Source organism: Duganella sp. Dugasp56 (assembly GCF_047304105.1).
GTDB classification, from domain to species: Bacteria; Pseudomonadota; Gammaproteobacteria; order Burkholderiales; family Burkholderiaceae_D; genus Rugamonas; species Rugamonas hordei.
In genome coordinates this window covers 1-14,621 of record NZ_JBGLYQ010000082.1, presented here as the reverse complement: position 1 = coordinate 14,621, position 14,621 = coordinate 1, and the positions used below count along the sequence as shown (strand labels likewise).

The window sequence follows — 14,621 nt, the reverse complement described above, 5'->3', positions numbered from 1 at the left end:
GGGGGGGGGGGGGGGGGGGGGGGGCGCCCGCGGCCGCCGGCCCGGCGCGCCCCCCCCCCCCCGCCCCCCCCCCCCCCCCCCCCCCCCCCCCCCCCCCCCCCCCCCCCCGCGCCTGGCGCAAGCCATGCGCGCCGACAGCCGCTATAGCCCGATCTGCTTTTTCGACGAGAAGCACGGCCGCGCGCCGCACACTATCGCCGGCCTGCGCGTGCTGCCGCCGCAGCAGCTGGCCGAGACGGTGGCCGCCGCGTCGATCAGCCTGATCGTCATCGCCCTGCCCGACATTTCCGGCGAGCGGCTCGGCGCCGTGCTGCGCATGGTGCGCACCAGCGGCGTCAGCGTCAAGTTCCTGCATGGCCTGCTGGACCTGGCCGACCACGCGTGGCGCCGCCAGGCGCCGCGCAGCGCCAGCTTCGAGTTTCCGCTGGAGCAGTTGCTGGGGCGGCCGCCGGTGCCGCCGGACAGCGCGCTGTTCGGCCGCTGCGTGCGCGCCAGGAGCGTGCTGGTGACCGGCGCCGGCGGCTCCATCGGCAGCGAGTTGTGCCGCCAGATCGCCAGCCTGGGTCCGCGCCGCCTGCACCTGCTGGACCACTGCGAGTTCTCGCTGTACACCATACGCCAGGAGCTGATGGCGCAATGGCCGCAGCTGCAGCTGCGCGCGCACCTGGGATCGGTGTGCAACGAGCGGCTGCTCGACCGCATCATGCAGGAGGACAGCATCGACACCATTTATCACGCCGCCGCCTACAAGCATGTGAACCTGGTCGAGACCAATGTGGTCGAGGGCCTGCGCAACAACGTGCTGGGTGCGCGCAACGTCGCGCGCATCGCCGACAAATACCTGGTCGAGACCTGCGTGCTCGTTTCCAGCGACAAGGCGGTGCGTCCCAGCACCATCATGGGTGCCAGCAAGCGGCTGTCCGAGCTGGTGTTCCAGGCGGCGGCGCAGACGGCCGCGCGCGACGGCGGCCGCACCGTGTTCAGTATGGTGCGCTTCGGCAACGTGCTGGGTTCCTCCGGCTCGGTGGTGCCGCTGTTCCGCCGCCAGCTGCAGCAAGGCGGTCCGCTGACCGTGACCGACGCCGGCATGGAGCGCTACTTCATGCTGATCCCGGAGGCGGCGCAGCTGGTGATCCAGGCCGGCGCGATGGCCGAGGGCGGCGAGGTGTTCGTGCTCGACATGGGCCGGCCGATCCGCATTGTCGACCTGGCGCGCAGCATGATCGCGCTGGCCGGCCTGACCGAGAAGACCGCCCAGTATCCGCACGGCGACATCGAAATCCAGTACGTCGGCCTGGTCCCGGGCGAGAAACTGCAGGAGGAGCTGCTGACCGAGCAGGACGCCGTGCCCAGCGAGCACCCGCGCATCCTGCGCATGAAGGAACGGGCGCTGCCGCCGGCGCTGCTGGAGCAGTACATCGAATTGCTGCTGGTGGCCTGCGACACCAACGACCGCTGGCTGATCGAAGCCATGCTGAAGACCATCATGTCCGAGTTCACGCCGCAAACCGGCGCGCCCGCCGGCGCCGACGAGGCGCTGCGGGCGATGGCGCAGCTGGCGCAGACGTCCTGACATCCATCCCATCACCCCGAGGAGAACCGCACCATGCGCCAGTTCGCACCCGCCGTTACCGACCGCAAGATGCGCTTCGCCCTGGTGGGCTGCGGCCGCATCGCACAAAACCATTTCTCCGCGCTGCGCCAGCACGGCGAGCGCTGCACGCTCGACGCCGTGTGCGACGTCGATCCCGCCGCGCTGGAGCGGGCCGCCGAACACACCGGGGCGGCGCCGTTCGCCAGCCTGCAGCAGATGCTGGCTACGGCGGACATCGACGCCTGCATCATCACCACGCCCTCCGGCCTGCATCCGGAGCAGGCGGTGCAGATCGCCCGCGCTAGCCGCCACGTGATCACCGAAAAGCCGATGGCCACCCGCTGGGAAGACGCCAAGCGCATGGTCGCCGCCTGCGACGCGGCCGGCGTGCGCATGTTCGTGGTCAAGCAGAACCGCCGCAACGCCACGCTGCAGCTGCTCAAGCGCGCGGTCGACAAGAAGCGCTTCGGCCGCATCTACATGGTGACGCTGAACGTGTTCTGGACCCGGCCGCAAGCCTATTACAACAGCGCGGCCTGGCGTGGCACCTGGGAATTCGACGGCGGCGCGTTCATGAACCAGGCCAGCCACTACGTCGACCTGATCGACTGGATCGTCGGCCCGGTGGAAAGCCTGCAGGCCTACACGGCCACGCTGGCGCGCGACATCGAGGTCGAGGACACCGGCGTCATCAGCCTGCGCTGGCGCAACGGCGCGCTCGGCTCGATGAACGTGACGATGCTGGCCTATCCGCACAACCTCGAAGGCAGCATCACCATCCTCGGCGAAAAGGGCACGGCGCGCATCGGCGGCGTGGCCGTCAACGAAGTGCAGCAATGGGACTTCGCCGAGCCGGACGAGGACGACGAGCGCGTCAAGGACGCCAGCTACGCCACCACGTCGGTCTACGGCTACGGCCATCCGCTGTACTACGACAACGTGCTCAAGGTGCTGCGCGGCGAGGCCGAGCCGGAGACGGACGGCCGCGAAGGCCTGAAGTCGCTGGAAGTGCTGATCGCCGCCTACCGCTCCGCCCGCGACGGCCGCCGCGTGGCGCTGCCGCTCGATTACTGACGCCCGGCCATCCGCCGTTCAACCAAGGATACAACCAAGGAGAATCGCATGTCCCGCAACGCCCTCTTGCAGCCGCAGCACACCATCCATCCGAGCGCCGTGGTCGACGCCGGCGCCGTCATCGGCCCCGCCACCCGCATCTGGCACTTCAGCCACGTGTGCGGCGGCGCGCGCATCGGCGCCTGCTGCTCGCTGGGGCAGAACGTCTACGTCGGCAACGATGTCGTGATCGGCGACAACGTCAAGATCCAGAACAACGTCTCGGTGTACGACGCGGTCACCATCGAGGACGACGTGTTCTGCGGCCCGAGCATGGTGTTCACCAATGTCCACAATCCGCGCGCGGCGGTGGTGCGCAAGGACGAATACCGGCCCACGCTGGTGCGCCGCGGCGCCACCATCGGCGCCAACGCCACCATCGTCTGCGGGGTGACCATCGGCAGCTACGCCTTCCTCGGCGCCGGCGCCGTCGCCACCCGCGACGTGCCCGATTTCGCGCTGATGGCCGGCGTGCCGGCGCGGCGCATCGGCTGGATCAGCCGCCACGGCGAGCGGCTGGCGCTGCCAGAGGCAGGCGAGGGCCGGGCCGTGTGCCCGCATACGGGCGACGTGTATGCCGTCAGCGGCGGCGTCTGCACCCTGCTGTCGGCGGAATAAGGAGAGCATCGTGGAATTCATCGACCTGAAAGCGCAATACCAGCGCCTGCGTGAGGATATCGGCGGCGCCATGCAGCGCGTGCTCGATCACGGCCAGTACATCATGGGGCCGGAAGTGGCCGAACTGGAGCAGCGGCTGGCCGCGTGGAGCGGCGCGCGCCATTGCGTGACGGCGGCCTCGGGCACCGAGGCGCTGCTGATCGCGATGATGGCGCTGGGCGTGCGGCCGGGCGACGAGATCGTCACCACGCCGTTTTCGTTCATCGCGACGGCGGAGGCGATCGTGTTGCTGGGCGCGCGGCCGGTGTTCGTCGACGTCGAGCGCGGCAGCGCCAACATCGATCCGGCGCTGATCGCGGCGCGCCTGAGCAAGCGCACCCGCGCCATCATGCCGGTGTCGCTGTACGGCCAGCCGGCGGACATGGACGCCATCAACGACCTGGCGCAGGCGCACGGCCTGGCCGTGATCGAGGACGCGGCGCAGAGCTTCGGCGCCAGCTATCGCGGCCGGCGCAGCGGCAACCTGTCGACCATCGGCTGCACCAGCTTCTTCCCCAGCAAGCCGCTGGGCTGCTACGGCGACGGCGGCGCGGCCTTCACCAGCGACGACGAGCTGGCGCAGGCGATGCGCGAGATCCGCGTGCACGGCCAGTCGCAGCGCTACCGGCACACGCGCATCGGCGTCGGCGGCCGCATGGACACGCTGCAGTGCGCCGTGGTGCTGGCCAAGCTGGCCGTGTTCGACGAGGAGCTGGCGCTGCGGCAGCGCGTGGCCGCCTGCTACGAGCGCCTGTTCGCCGGCCGCGTCGCCACCTTCGCGCCGGCGGTCGACCGCAGCAGCGCCTATGCGCAGTACACCATCCTGCCCAGGCGGCGCGCCGTGGTGCAGGCGGCGCTGCAGCAGGCCGGCATACCGAGCGCGGTGCACTACCCCGTGCCGATCCACCGCCAGCCCGCCTATGCCGGCTTCGACGACGCCGATTGCCCGGTTGCCGAGCTGCTGTCGCAGCATGTGCTGAGCCTGCCGATGGGACCCTACCTGTCCCTGGCCGACGCCGAAAAAGTGGCGGCCACCGTGCTGGCCGCCGATGAATCAGCGGGCCATCATGCCTAGCCTGCCGCCCCTGCCGCCCTTCTGGCAACACCTGCTGACCGTGCTCAGCGGATCGCTGGCGGCGCAAGCCCTGCCCATCCTGGCCGCGCCGCTGATCACCCGCTGGTGCCGGCCGCAGGACCTGGGCGCGTTCGGCGTCTGGTACGGCGTGGTGGCCATCGCCGCCGTGGCGGCCACGCTGCGGATGGAAAACGCGATGATCATCGATCACCGGCGGCCCCGGCAGCGCATCTGCTTCGGCGTGGTGGCGTGGTCGGCCGGCTGGCTGGCGGTGCTGCTGACGCTGGGCGCCGCCATCGCCAGGCTGGCCGGCTGGACCGGCATGTCGTGGCTGGGCGTGCTGACGCTGGGCGCGGCGGCCTGGCTGACGGCGGTCATGCAGACCACGCTGGCCTATGCGGCGTCGCATAACGCCTTCGGCGCGGCGGCCAAGGCCAAGGTGTGGGCGGCGGGCGGCATCGCCGCCGCCCAGCTCTGCCTGCTGCTGGCCGGCGCCGGCGCCGCCGCGCTGCTGGCCGGCCACCTGGCCGGGCTGGCCCTGGGGCTGCTGGCCGCGCGCCGCCTGCTGGCGCCGCCGTCGCCGTCGAGCGCGCCATGGGCCGCGCCGTCCGCCCCGCCATCGCCGCACGCCAGGTGGCGGCACTGGATGGCGGGCTGGCGGCCGACCCCGCTGCAGCGGCGCTACCTGATCAAGCACCGCGCGTTCTGGCATTTTTCATTGCCGGCCAATCTGCTCAATGCCGCCGTCGGCCAGCTGCCGCTGCTGATCATCGGCGCGCGCCACGGCGCGCTGGCCGCCGGCCTGTACGCGCTGACGCTGCGCGTGCTGGCGGCGCCGATCTCGCTGCTGGCCGCCTCGGTGCTGGAAGTGTTCAAGCGCGAATCGGTGCGCCAGTTCCAGAACGACGGCAATTGCCGCCCGGCCTACCTGCACGCGCTGCGCGTGCTGCTGCTGCTGGGCTGCCTGCCGTCGCTGGTGCTGTTGCTGGCCTCGCCGGCGCTGTTCAGCTTTGTCTTCGGCCCGGCCTGGCGCGGCGCCGGCGAACTGGCGCAGATCCTGGCGCCGCTGTATTTCCTCAACTTTATCGCCAGCCCGCTCAGCTACGTGTTCTTCGTCGCCGGCCGGCAAAAGATCGAGCTGGTCTGGCAGGTCGCCCTGTTCGCCATGACCATCGCCGCGTTTGCCGCGCCGCTGACGCTCAAGCAAAGCGTGCTGGCCTACACGGTCGGCTACTCGCTGCTGTACCTGCTGTACCTGCAGATGTCCTACCGCTACGCGCTGAACCGCGATGTCCCGGGGAGGAGGCTCCATGCGGCAGGCTGAATCGCCGGCGGCAGGCTTCCCCGCGCGGGGGCGGCAGCGCGGCCCGGCTCGCGCCCCTGCCCCGGCACGCGCGCCGGCGCGCGCCGGCCTGCTCGGTCCCGGCTATGCGGAACTGGCCTTCTTCCTGCTGTTCCCCGGCTTCTTCTTCTACCAGACGCTGCTGGGGCTGGGCCTGATACGCGCCTACCTGGGCGGCTATTTCGCCGTCATCTCGCTGCTGATGCTGCCGCCGCTGCTGCTGTCCTATCTGCGCCGGCTGCAGGTGCGGCACTACCAGCTGCCCCGCGTGGACGCCGCCTTCCTCGCCTTCCTCGCCTACTTCGCCGCCATCGTCGCCTGCAACGCCGCCGGCGCCAACCCGGTCATCACCAGCCATCACGTGCTGGCCCTGGTCTACCTGTTCAACCTGTTCGTCATCTTCATCTCGCTCGATTTCGACAGCCGCCGCTTCCGCTGGACCCAGCTCGCCAGCCTGGCCGGCATGTCCTTCATCGTGTTCGCGTACTCGGTCGACGGCGCGTTCTACCTGGCCGCGCTGGGCGCCGCCCGCGATCCGGACAGCGTCGCCACCTACCAGGGTTTCTCCCGCTCCTACCTGCTGCCGCTGGCCGTGATGCTGGCCTGCACGCCGCAGCGCAGCCTGCGCTGGGCGCTGTACGCGCTGGGCCTGCCCACGCTCTACATCAACACCGCCCGCAGCGAGTTCGGCGCGCTGCTGTTCCTGATCCCGCTGATCGAGCTGCACACGGCGCGCCACCGCCTGCTGATGCTGGCCGCCTTCATCGGCGCCGCCGCGCTGATCCAGTTCAACCTGCGGGACATCCTGGCCGTCGTGCCCAGCAACCGCACGCTGGAGCTGCTGGACCTGTCGCAGTCGAGCTCGGCCAGCATGCGCCACGAGCTGACGCTGCAGGCGCTGGCCACCATCGCCCGGCATCCTCTGCTGGGCGACTACGCCAGCTACCAGGTCGGGCTGTATGCGCACAACGTGCTGTCGGCCTGGGTCGACCTCGGCCTGCTGGGTTTTGTCGCGCTGCTGCTGCTGCTGATCTACCCGCTGTGCCAGATGGCGCTGCACGCCTATGCGCTGGGCGAGCGCGCCAACCGCCGCCCGCCGTTCGTGCTGGCCTGGAGCCTGCTGGCGATGACCCTGATGCTGCTGTGCCTGTCGCACTTCTTCAGCGACATGCAGATCGGCGCCGCGCTGGGCGCCTACGCCCGCTACCGCCGTGGAGAAGGCCATGCTTAGCATCGCCCACCTGACCTCGGCCCATCCGCGCTACGACAGCCGCATCTTCGGCAAGCAATGCCGCACCCTGGCCGAGCACGGCCACCAGGTCGCGCTGGTGGTGGCCGACGGCCACGGCAACGACTACCGCCACGGCGTGCGCATCCTCGACGCCGGCGCCACCAGCGGCCGGCTCGACCGCATGCTGTCGGGCACGCACCGCGTCTACCGCCTGGCGCTGCGGCTGCGCGCCGACATCGTCCAGCTGCACGATCCGGAACTGCTGCCGGCCGCGCTGCTGCTCAAGCTGCGCGGCCACAAGGTCATCTTCGACGCCCACGAGGACGTGCCGCTGCAGCTGCTGGGCAAGCCCTACCTGGGGCCGTCGTCGCGGCGGCTGCTGGCCGCCGCCTACGCCCGCTTCGAGCACCATGCCTGCCGCCTGCTCGACGGCGTGATCGCCGCCACGCCCACCATCCGCGACAAGTTTTCGCTGATCAACCGCAGCACGATAGACATCAACAACTTCCCGCTGTCCGACGAGTTCAGCGCCGATCCCGGCTGGGAGCACAAGCCGCTGCAGGTGTGCTACGTCGGCGGGCTGAGCGCGATCCGCGGCATCGCCGAGCTGGTGCGCGCCTGCGAGCTGCTGCGCACGCCGGTGCGGGTGCGCCTGGCCGGCAGTTTCGGCGAACCGGCGCTGGCCGCGCGGATGCGGGCCCTGCCGGGATGGGGCCGCATCGACGCGGTCGGCCTGCTCGACCGCGCCGGCGTCGGCGCCATGCTGGCCGCCTCGCGCGCCGGCCTGGTCACGTTGCACCCCACGCCCAACCACCTGGACGCGCAGCCGGTCAAGATGTTCGAGTACATGGCGGCCGGCATCCCGGTGATCGCCTCCGATTTCCCCCTGTGGCGCGGCATCGTCGAGGGCAATGGCTGCGGCGTGTGCGTCGATCCGCACGACCCGGCCGCGATCGCCGCCGCCATCGACTACCTGGCCGGCCATCCGGACGTCGCCCGCCGCATGGGCGAGAACGGCCGCGCGGCGGTGCGGACGCGCTACAACTGGGGCAGCGAATCGATCAAGCTGCTGCGCTTCTATGAATCTCTTTGACCATCTGCGCCTGATCGGCGACATCGCCCGCCTGCCGCGCGCCCGGCTGCGCTTCGACGCCGCGCTCAATCCGGCTCTGATACAACGCACCCACGCGCTGTTCACCATGCAGCATCCGCGCTACCGGCTGGTGCGGCACAAGACGCTGGGCATCGCGCTGATCGACCTGCGCGCCTACGCCAGCGGCGCCGACTACCTGCACGCGCTGCGCCATAAGGACAATGCCGGCTACCAGAGCCGGCGCGCGCGCCGGCGCGGCTACAGCGTCGAGGAAATCGACCGCAACGACTACGTCGACGACATCCACCGCATCAACACCTCGCTGGCCGAGCGCCAGGGCCGGCCGATGGATCCGGCGTACGCCGACAAGATAGAGCGCTATTTCGCCGTCGACAGCTTCCGCTACTTCGGCGTGCTCGACCGTGACCGCCGGCTTGCCGCTTATTGCGACGTCGGCATTTATGGCGACTTTGCCGCCACCGACCGCCTGTTGGGCTACAAGAACAGCAGCGGCGTCATGTATCTGCTGCTGGCGGACATCGCCTGCCGCCTGATCGACGACGGCCGCTACAACTACTTCATGTACGACACCTACCTGGGGGCCAAGCCCGGCTTGCGGGAATTTAAAAAGAAGCTGGGCTTCCAGCCCTATGTCATCCACTACTCCATTCATTGAGGGGCTTACATGTTAACCACGCTCACCCGCCATTGCCAGTTGATCCTGGACGTAGCCAGACTGCCCGTGGCCAGCCTTTGTTTCGACACCAGTCTCAATCCGGAAGACGTCAGGGAAACCCATCGCAACTTCACCCGTCCGCATCCCAGGTACAAGGTGTTTGGCCACAAGCAGCTCGGCGTCGCGCTGATCGACTTGCGCCGCCACGCCTGCCCGACCGCCTACCTGGACAGCCTGACCGGCCAGCACGGCGGCGCCGGCTACGCCAGCAAGGCCAGGCGGCGCGGCTACAGGCTGGCCGAGATCGACCGCAACGCGCACATCGACGAGATCCACGACATCAACACCAGCCTGAGCACCCGCCAGGGCCGGCCGATGGACGCCAACTACCGCGAAAAGAAGCTGCACTACGACACGCAGTGCAATTTCCGCTACTACGGCGTGTTCAACAAGTTCGGCAAGCTGATGGCCTACAGCAATGTCGGCCGCTACGGCAATTTCGCCGCCTTTTCCCAGCTGATGGGCTACCGCAACAACGACGGCGTCATGCACCTGATGGTGACCGACATCGTCGCCCTGCTGCTGCTCGAGCGGCAGGCCGGCGGCGGGCCGGACTACCTGATGTACGACACCTTCTTCGGCGCCCAGGCCGGGATGCGCCACTTCAAGACCATGCTCGGCTTCGTCCCCTACCGCGCGCGCTACAGCCTGCTATGAAGAGCGCCATCAAGACCATCGCCCGCCGCATCTACAGCGACTACCTGATGCCGTCGCGGCTGCATCACTACGAGGCGCTGCTGCGGCAGGCGCGGCGGGCCGGCTACCGGCAGACGTCGGTGCGCTCGTGGCTGGAAACGCTGCGCCAGGGGGAAGCCGGCGGCGACCGTCCGGTGCTGGTGCACCGCCACGACATCGACACCGACCTGGCCACCGCCCGCCGCATGTTCGCGCTCGAGCGCAAGCACGGCGTGCGCGCCAGCTATTACTTCCGGTTGTCGACGCTGGACTTCGAGCTGATGCGCGAGATCGAGCGCTACGGCAGCGAGGCCAGCTACCACTACGAGGAGATCGCCACCTACGCCAAGCGCGCCCACCTGAAGGCGCCGGCGACGGTGCGTGCGCGCATGGCCGACATCCGCCGCGAGTTCGAGGGCAATTTCCACCGCATCGAGCAACAGCTGGGCAGCAAGCTGCTGACGGTCGCCAGCCACGGCGATTTCGCCAACCGCCGCCTCGGCATGAGCAACTGCGAACTGCTGGACGACCCGGCGCTGCGCCGGCGCTGCGGCATCGCCGCCGAATGCTACGACGCCGCGCTGATGGACAGCTTCGACCTCTACATCAGCGACCGGCCGCACCCGCAATATTTCCATCCGATGCCCCCGCAGCAGGCGCTGGGCCGCCATCGCCGCATCTGCCTGCTGACCCACCCGGTGCAATGGCGCACCAACTGGGCCGCCAGCAGCGGCCACAACCTGCGGCGCGTGCTCGAAGCCTGGCGCTGGTGACCCGATGAACATCCTGCTCATCAACCACTACGCCGGCTCGGTGCGCCACGGCATGGAATACCGGCCCTACTACCTGGCCCGCGAATGGGTGCGCGCCGGGCACAGCGTGCGCATCGTCGCCTCGGCCACCTCGCATCTGCGCGCCCGCGCGCCGGTGCTGGGCGGGCGCGCCGTGCTGGACGAGATCATCGACGGCATCCACTACCGCTGGCATGCGACACCCGGCTACCACGGCAACGGCCTGGGCCGGGCGGCCAATATGGCGGCCTTCGTCGCCGCGCTGTACCGCGGCGCGCGGCCGCTGGCGCGGGACTTCCGGCCCGACCTGGTGATCGCCTCCAGCACCTACCCGGCCGACATCTGGCCGGCGCACCGCATCGCCGCGCTGGCCGGCGCGCGGCTGGCGTTCGAGGTGCACGACCTGTGGCCGCTGTCGCCGATGGAGCTGGGCGGCATGCCGCGCTGGCACCCGTTCATCCTGCTGATGCAGGCGGCCGAGGACTACGCCTACCGCCATGCCGACGCCGTGATCTCGATCCTGCCCAAGGTCGCCTCGCACATGGCCGCGCGCGGCATGGCGCCGCACAAGCTGCACGTGGTGCCGAACGGCGTCGCGCTGGCCGAGTGGGAGGCCAACGCCGCGCCGCTGCCGGCACCGGCCGCCGCGCTGCTCGACGGCCTGCGCGCGCGCGGCCGGCTGGTGGTCGGCTATGCCGGCAGCCACGGCCTGGCCAACGCGCTCGGCACGCTGCTCGACGCGGCCGCGCTGCTGCGCGGACGGCCGCTGTCCTTCGTGCTGGCGGGCGCCGGGCCGGACAAGGAAGCGCTGCGGCGCCAGGCCGCGGCCGCCGGCCTGCGCGAGGTGCATTTCCTGGCGCCGCTGGCCAAGCAGCACATGCCGGCGCTGCTGGCGCGCTTCGACATCGCCTACCTCGGCTGGCGGCGCCAGCCGCTGTACCGCTACGGCATCGCGCCCAACAAGCTGGGCGACTACATGATGGCGGCGCGGCCGGTGGTCCATGCGGTCGAGGCCGGCAACGACCCGGTCGCCGAGGCCAGCTGCGGCCTCAGCGTGCCGCCCGAAGATCCGGCCGCGCTGGCCGCCGCCATCGCCCGGCTGGCCGCCATGACCGGCTCGGAGCGCGCGCTGCTGGGCCGGCGTGGCGCCGAGCACGCGCGCACCCACCTCAACTATGCGCTGCTGGCCGACCGCTTCCTGTCCGCCTGCGGCGCGCACAGCGACCAAACCCGCCAGCCCTCCAGGAGACCGCCATGAAACCGTCCCATCCGCAGCAACCCGCCCCGGCCGCGCCGGCGCGCGACTTCCTGCCCTTCGCGCTGCCGGACCTGGGCCAGGAAGAGGCCGACGCCGTGCTCGATTGCCTGCGTTCCGGCTGGATCACCAGCGGCCCCGTCAGCAGGCAGTTCGAGCAGGACTTCGCCGCCTGGCTGGGCGGCGGGGTCAGCGCCATCGCCGTCAACTCCGCCACCGCCGGCCTGCACTTGGCGCTGGAGGCGCTCGGCATCGGCCCCGGCGACGAGGTCATCGTGCCCACCATGACCTTCACCGCCACCGCCGAGGTGGTGCGCTATCTGGGCGCCGAGCCGGTCTGCGTCGACGTCGACGACGCCACGCTGTGCATCAGCCCGCCCGCGATCGCCGCCGCCGTCACGCCGCGCACGCGCGCCATCATCCCGGTCCACTACGGCGGCCTGGCCTGCGACATGGATGCCATCCTGGCGCTGGCGCGGCGCCATGGCCTGCGCGTGGTCGAGGACGCCGCGCACGCCTTCCCCACCATCCACCGCGGGCGCCTGGTCGGCACGCTCGACAGCGACGCCGCCGTGTTCAGCTTCTACGCCAACAAGACCATGACCACCGGCGAGGGCGGCATGGTGGTCAGCCGCGACCCGGCGCTGTGCCGCCGCGTCAAGGTCATGCGCCTGCACGGCATCAGCGAGGATGCGTTCGACCGCTACACGTCGCCGCGCCCGGCCTGGTTCTACCAGGTGGTCGCGCCCGGTTACAAATACAACCTGACCGACATCGCCGCCGCCATCGGCCGCGAGCAGCTGCGCAAGATCGAGCGTTTCCTGCAGCGGCGCCAGGCGCTGGCGCGCGGCTACGCCGAGGGCTTGCGCGGGCTGCCGCTGCGGCTGCCGCCGGACGCCGGCCCCGGCTGCCAGCACGCCTGGCATCTGTACCCGGTGCGCCTGACGGCCGCCGCGCCGCTGGCGCGCGACCGCCTGATCGAGCTGCTGGCCGAACGCGGCATCGGCACCAGCGTGCACTACATTCCGCTGCACCGCCAGCCCTACTGGCGCGAGCGCTACGCCCTGCGTCCCGAACAGTTCCCGCAGGCCGACGCCAGCTACCAGTCGCTGCTGACGCTGCCGCTGTACACCCGCATGCGCGACGCCGACCAGAGCCGCGTGATCGCCGCGCTGAAGGAGCTGCTATGCTAGCCAAACGCCTGTTCGATATCGCCGCCGCGCTGGCCGGGCTGCTGCTGCTGGCCCCGCTGCTGCTGCTGCTGGCGGCCTGGATCAAGTGGGACACGCCCGGCCCGGTGCTGTTCCGCCAGCGCCGCGTCGGCCGCCACGGCGTGCCGTTCAACATCTATAAATTCCGTACGATGCAGGCGGCGGCCGAGGATGTGGGGCAGCTGTCGCTGGCCGACGATCCCCGCGCCACCCGCGCCGGCGCGCTGCTGCGGCGGCACAAGCTGGACGAGCTGCCGCAGTTGGTCAACGTGCTGCTGGGCCAGATGAGCCTGGTAGGACCGCGGCCCGAGGTGCCGCGCTACGTGGCCCACTACCCGCCGCAGGCGCGCGAGATCGTGTTGTCGGTCGCGCCCGGCATCACCGACTGGGCCGCGTTGCACTTCCGCGACGAGGGCGAGATCCTGCGCCGCGCCGCGGATCCGGAACAGACCTATCTGCTGCAGATCCTGCCGGCCAAGCTGGACTATTATGTGCGCTACGTCCAGCAGCGCAGCTTCCGCAGCGACCTGCGCATCCTGTTCTGCACGCTGAGGACGCTGCTGCTCGGGCGCGCGCAGGAGGCGGACGCCGCCGTCCAGCCACGCCTGCGCTGGCTGGAGCAAAGCCGGCTGGCGCCGCAGGACCGGCAGTCGCTGCTGATCGCGCTGCTGCGCGGACTGGCGGCGCTGCAGGTGGCCGCCGCCCACCTGCGCGCGCAGGTGTTCCCGGGCCTGAGCACGCTGGAAGCGCCTTCGTGGTGGTACCAGGCGCTGGCCTTCGCCACCGGCTTCGCCCACCAGGCGGTGGTGGTGTTCTTCGTCATCAGCGGCTGGCTGGTCGGCGGCAGCCTGCTCGACCGCATCGGACAGCCGCATGCGTTGCGCGACTACGCGGTCGACCGCATGACCCGGCTGTGGATCGTGCTGCTGCCAGGCATGCTACTGATGTTGCTGCTTGCGCTGGGCAGCGGCGCGCTGGACCCGGCCGCGCCCAGCCTGTCGGCCGCCAACCCGTGGTCGCTCACCAGCCTGCTCGGCAACCTGGCCGGGCTGCAGACCATGGCCGTGCCCTCGTTCGGCGGCAACTTCCCGCTGTGGAGCCTGGCCTTTGAAACCTGGTACTACGTGCTGTTTCCGCTGCTGGTGCTGAGCCTGCGGGGCGCGAACACCACCCGCCAGCTGGGCGCGGCCGCGCTGGCGCTGTCGATCGCGGCCTGCCTGCGCACCGACATCCTGCTGTATTTCACCGTCTGGCTGATGGGGGTGGCCGCCTCGCGCGTGCGGCTGGAGGCCAGCCGCACGCAGCGCTGGCTGTTCGCGCTGACGCTGCTGCTGGTGGCGCTGTTCTTGCGCCTGCTGGGCCAGAATGGCGACCTGGACCGGAATTCCTGGCTGCAGGATATGTTCTACAGCCTGCTGTTGCTGCTGTGCCTGTGCAGCGCCGGCCGCCGGGACGCGACGCCGGCCAGGCGCCGGCTGGCGTCGTTCAGCAACTTCATCGCCGGCTTCTCGTTCACCTTGTATGTACTGCATGTGCCGCTGTTGCGGATGCTGTGGGACTATCGGGGCGGCGCCCTGCTGTCGCCCAACGAACCGGCCAGCATCGCGGTGTATGCCGCCATGCTGGCCGTATGCGTGCTGCTGTCCTACCTATTCCACCTGCCGTTCGAGGCGCAGACCGCGCGGCTGCGCCGGCGCATCAAGCTGGCGCTGGCGGAGCGGGCCGGCCAGCCAATGGCCGGCCCGGCCGCGCCGGCGCCCCCCCCCCCCCCCCGGGCGGGGGGGGGGAGCCCCCCGTAGGGGTTGGGGCGATTGGGCCCCGCGGGCCGGGGGGGGCCCCGGAGGGGGC

13 protein-coding genes are annotated in these 14,621 nt (G+C 70.6%); all 13 read left to right on the top strand.

Annotated elements, in window-relative coordinates:
* The coding region (locus tag ACCD07_RS31425) for a polysaccharide biosynthesis protein (RefSeq protein WP_413449602.1) at positions 1-1,573 on the top strand (1,573 nt) is incomplete at its 5' end.
* 33 nt (positions 1,574-1,606) lie between these two features.
* Positions 1,607-2,668 (top strand): Gfo/Idh/MocA family protein, encoded by a 1,062-nt coding sequence (locus ACCD07_RS31420; RefSeq protein WP_176654031.1) that lies wholly within the window; start codon positions 1,607-1,609, stop codon positions 2,666-2,668.
* Positions 2,669-2,716: 48 nt separating this feature from the next.
* Positions 2,717-3,325, top strand: coding sequence for an acyltransferase (locus ACCD07_RS31415; RefSeq protein WP_176654030.1), 609 nt, complete (start codon positions 2,717-2,719; stop codon positions 3,323-3,325).
* A 10-nt stretch (positions 3,326-3,335) separates the two neighbouring features.
* Positions 3,336-4,439 carry a DegT/DnrJ/EryC1/StrS family aminotransferase gene (locus ACCD07_RS31410; RefSeq protein ID WP_353404897.1) on the top strand — a complete coding sequence of 368 codons (1,104 nt, stop codon included), beginning with the start codon at positions 3,336-3,338 and terminating at the stop codon, positions 4,437-4,439.
* Positions 4,432-5,763, top strand: coding sequence for an oligosaccharide flippase family protein (locus tag ACCD07_RS31405; RefSeq protein ID WP_413449601.1), 1,332 nt, complete (start codon positions 4,432-4,434; stop codon positions 5,761-5,763). Before ACCD07_RS31410 ends, ACCD07_RS31405 begins: the two co-directional genes overlap by 8 nt.
* Positions 5,750-7,012 (top strand): hypothetical protein, encoded by a 1,263-nt coding sequence (locus ACCD07_RS31400; RefSeq protein WP_353402619.1) that lies wholly within the window; start codon positions 5,750-5,752, stop codon positions 7,010-7,012. The genes ACCD07_RS31405 and ACCD07_RS31400 overlap by 14 nt, the downstream gene beginning before the upstream one ends.
* Positions 7,005-8,105, top strand: a complete 1,101-nt coding sequence (locus ACCD07_RS31395; RefSeq protein WP_353402617.1) for a glycosyltransferase — start codon at positions 7,005-7,007, stop codon at positions 8,103-8,105. The genes ACCD07_RS31400 and ACCD07_RS31395 overlap by 8 nt, the downstream gene beginning before the upstream one ends.
* Positions 8,092-8,781 carry a hypothetical protein gene (locus tag ACCD07_RS31390; protein WP_353402615.1) on the top strand — a complete coding sequence of 230 codons (690 nt, stop codon included), beginning with the start codon at positions 8,092-8,094 and terminating at the stop codon, positions 8,779-8,781. Before ACCD07_RS31395 ends, ACCD07_RS31390 begins: the two co-directional genes overlap by 14 nt.
* A gap of 9 nt (positions 8,782-8,790) precedes the next feature.
* Positions 8,791-9,498: a hypothetical protein gene (locus ACCD07_RS31385; protein ID WP_176654025.1), complete on the top strand. Its 708-nt coding sequence runs from the start codon at positions 8,791-8,793 to the stop codon at positions 9,496-9,498.
* Positions 9,495-10,289, top strand: coding sequence for a hypothetical protein (locus tag ACCD07_RS31380; RefSeq protein ID WP_218087908.1), 795 nt, complete (start codon positions 9,495-9,497; stop codon positions 10,287-10,289). Before ACCD07_RS31385 ends, ACCD07_RS31380 begins: the two co-directional genes overlap by 4 nt.
* Before the next feature lie 4 nt (positions 10,290-10,293).
* Positions 10,294-11,565, top strand: a complete 1,272-nt coding sequence (locus tag ACCD07_RS31375) for a glycosyltransferase family 4 protein (RefSeq protein ID WP_413449600.1) — start codon at positions 10,294-10,296, stop codon at positions 11,563-11,565.
* The gene (locus tag ACCD07_RS31370) at positions 11,562-12,755 is read left to right on the top strand and encodes a DegT/DnrJ/EryC1/StrS family aminotransferase (RefSeq protein WP_353402612.1); all 1,194 of its coding nucleotides are present in this window, start codon (positions 11,562-11,564) and stop codon (positions 12,753-12,755) included. The genes ACCD07_RS31375 and ACCD07_RS31370 overlap by 4 nt, the downstream gene beginning before the upstream one ends.
* Complete coding sequence (locus tag ACCD07_RS31365; protein WP_413449599.1) at positions 12,749-14,572, top strand: sugar transferase; 1,824 nt, start codon at positions 12,749-12,751, stop codon at positions 14,570-14,572. Before ACCD07_RS31370 ends, ACCD07_RS31365 begins: the two co-directional genes overlap by 7 nt.
* Positions 14,573-14,621 lie beyond the last annotated feature (49 nt).

Excerpts from the sequence above, each read along its gene's own strand:
- ACCD07_RS31415 (WP_176654030.1), top strand. The coding sequence starts at position 2,717 with ATGTCCCGCAACGCCCTCTTGCAGCCGCAGCACACCATCCATCCGAGC.
- ACCD07_RS31420 (WP_176654031.1), top strand. The coding sequence starts at position 1,607 with ATGCGCCAGTTCGCACCCGCCGTTACCGACCGCAAGATGCGCTTCGCC.
- ACCD07_RS31400 (WP_353402619.1), top strand. The coding sequence starts at position 5,750 with ATGCGGCAGGCTGAATCGCCGGCGGCAGGCTTCCCCGCGCGGGGGCGG.
- ACCD07_RS31385 (WP_176654025.1), top strand. The coding sequence starts at position 8,791 with ATGTTAACCACGCTCACCCGCCATTGCCAGTTGATCCTGGACGTAGCC.
- ACCD07_RS31370 (WP_353402612.1), top strand. The coding sequence starts at position 11,562 with ATGAAACCGTCCCATCCGCAGCAACCCGCCCCGGCCGCGCCGGCGCGC.
- ACCD07_RS31405 (WP_413449601.1), top strand. The coding sequence starts at position 4,432 with ATGCCTAGCCTGCCGCCCCTGCCGCCCTTCTGGCAACACCTGCTGACC.
- ACCD07_RS31375 (WP_413449600.1), top strand. The coding sequence starts at position 10,294 with ATGAACATCCTGCTCATCAACCACTACGCCGGCTCGGTGCGCCACGGC.
- ACCD07_RS31365 (WP_413449599.1), top strand. The coding sequence starts at position 12,749 with ATGCTAGCCAAACGCCTGTTCGATATCGCCGCCGCGCTGGCCGGGCTG.
- ACCD07_RS31390 (WP_353402615.1), top strand. The coding sequence starts at position 8,092 with ATGAATCTCTTTGACCATCTGCGCCTGATCGGCGACATCGCCCGCCTG.
- ACCD07_RS31380 (WP_218087908.1), top strand. The coding sequence starts at position 9,495 with ATGAAGAGCGCCATCAAGACCATCGCCCGCCGCATCTACAGCGACTAC.
- ACCD07_RS31395 (WP_353402617.1), top strand. The coding sequence starts at position 7,005 with ATGCTTAGCATCGCCCACCTGACCTCGGCCCATCCGCGCTACGACAGC.